A 2,500-nucleotide genomic window follows, 5' to 3' on the forward strand; every position below is an offset into this window, starting at 1 on the left:
CCCCCCTGCCTATTTAAGTTTTTTATGGTCAAGCCTCACGGCCAATTAGTACCGGTAAGCTAAACACATTGCTGTGATTACACACCCGGCCTATCAACGTTGTGGTCTACAACGGGCCTTCAGGGGATTGCTCCCGGGGATACCTAATCTTGAAGGAGGCTTCCCGCTTAGATGCTTTCAGCGGTTATCCTTTCCGTACATAGCTACCCAGCGACTGCGCCTGGCGGCACAACTGGAACACCAGCGGTACGTCCATCCCGGTCCTCTCGTACTAAGGACAGCTCTTCTCAAGTATCCTGCGCCCACGGTAGATAGGGACCAAACTGTCTCACGACGTTTTAAACCCAGCTCGCGTACCGCTTTAATTGGCGAACAGCCAAACCCTTGGGACCTACTTCAGCCCCAGGATGCGATGAGCCGACATCGAGGTGCCAAACCTCCCCGTCGATGTGAACTCTTGGGGGAGATCAGCCTGTTATCCCCGGAGTACCTTTTATCCGTTGAGCGACGGCCCTTCCATACAGAACCGCCGGATCACTAAGACCTACTTTCGTACCTGCTCGACTTGTGGGTCTCGCAGTCAAGCTCCCTTATGCCTTTACACTCAACGCCCGGTTTCCAATCGGGCTGAGGGAACCATCGCGCGCCTCCGTTACTCTTTGGGAGGCGACCGCCCCAGTCAAACTACCCACCAGACAGTGTCCCCGACCCGGATCACGGGCCCAGGTTAGACACCCAAAACAACCAGGGTGGTATTTCAAGAGTGACTCCACCGAAACTAGCGTCCCGGCTTCATAGTCTCCCACCTATCCTACACAAGCTATTTCGAATGTCACTGTCAAGCTGTAGTAAAGGTTCACGGGGTCTTTCCGTCTTACCGCGGGTACTCGGCATCTTCACCGAGAATTCAATTTCGCTGAGCCACTGGTTGAGACAGCGCGGAAATCGTTACGCCATTCGTGCAGGTCGGAACTTACCCGACAAGGAATTTCGCTACCTTAGGACCGTTATAGTTACGGCCGCCGTTTACCGGGGCTTCGGTTCAAAGCTTCGCTTGCGCTAACAAATCCCCTTAACCTTCCGGCACCGGGCAGGCGTCAGACCCTATACATCGTCTTTCGACTTAGCAGAGTCCTGTGTTTTTAGTAAACAGTCGCTACCGCCATTTCTCTGCGACCTCCGTCGGCTTCACGTGCGAATCGCTACACCTAGTGGAGGCACACCTTCTCCCGAAGTTACGGTGTCATTTTGCCGAGTTCCTTAACCAGTGTTCTCTCAAGCACCTTAGGATTTTCTCCCCGCCCACCTGAGTCGGTTTACGGTACGGTCTCTTGCTGCCTGAAGCTTAGAGGCTTTTCTTGGAAGCATGGGATCAACGACTTTGTGAGCATGCGCTCTCGTCATCACGCCTCGACGTTGTATGGGAATGCGGATTTGCCTACACTCCCCGCCTACACGCTTGAACCGGGACATCCAGCACCCGGATCGCCTACCCTTCTCCGTCCCCCCATCGCAGCAACAAGAGGTACAGGAATATTAACCTGTTTCCCATCAACTACGCCTTTCGGCCTCGCCTTAGGGACCGACTAACCCTACGCAGATTACCTTTACGTAGGAAACCTTGGGCTTTCGGTGACAAGGTTTCTCACCTTGTTTTTCGCTACTCATGTCAGCATAATCTCTTGTGATACCTCCAGCCGTCCTCGCGGTCGACCTTCGCAGGCTTACACAATGCTCCCCTACCACTTGAACCGTAAGATTCAAGTCCGTAGCTTCGGTACCATGCTTGAGCCCCGTTACATTTTCCGCGCAGACCCACTCGACCAGTGAGCTATTACGCTTTCTTTAAAGGGTGGCTGCTTCTAAGCCAACCTCCTGGTTGTCTGGGCATTTCCACATCGTTTTCCACTGAGCATGGATTTTGGGACCTTAGCTGACGGTCTGGGCTCTTTCCCTTTTGACCGCGGATCTTATCACCCGCAGTCTGACTCCCGCAGTTACAGTTGATGGTATTCGGAGTTTGGTTAGGTTTGGTAATCTGGTAGGACCCCTAGCCCATCCAGTGCTCTACCCCCATCACTTACTCTGCGAGGCTATACCTAAATATATTTCGGGGAGAACCAGCTATCTCCGAGCTTGATTAGCCTTTCACTCCTATCCACACCTCATCCCCTGGCTTTTCAACGCCAGTGGGTTCGGGCCTCCACGAAGTGTTACCTTCCTTTCACCCTGGACATGGATAGATCGCCCGGTTTCGGGTCTACTCCCAGCAACTATGGCGCCCTATTAAGACTCGGTTTCCCTTCGGCTCCACTCTATGAGCTTAACCTCGCTACTGAGAGTAACTCGCTGACTCATTATGCAAAAGGCACGCGGTCACACTTGATTTACATAGTGCTCCCACTGCTTGTAGGCATACGGTTTCAGGTTCTATTTCACCCTCCTCATGGGAGTGCTTTTCACCTTTCCCTCACGGTACTGGTTCACTATCGGTCAGAGA

Annotated in this window: 1 rRNA gene (cut by a window edge); it reads right to left on the bottom strand. The window is 53.1% G+C overall.

What is annotated here, in order from left to right:
• Positions 1-24: 24 nt before the first annotated feature.
• A 23S ribosomal RNA gene (locus tag JN12_RS20200) occupies positions 25-2,500 on the bottom strand (it continues 479 nt past the right edge of the window).

Origin of the sequence: Geobacter argillaceus (assembly GCF_007830735.1) — a bacterium.
Lineage (GTDB): Bacteria > Desulfobacterota > Desulfuromonadia > Geobacterales > DSM-12255 > Geomobilibacter > Geomobilibacter argillaceus.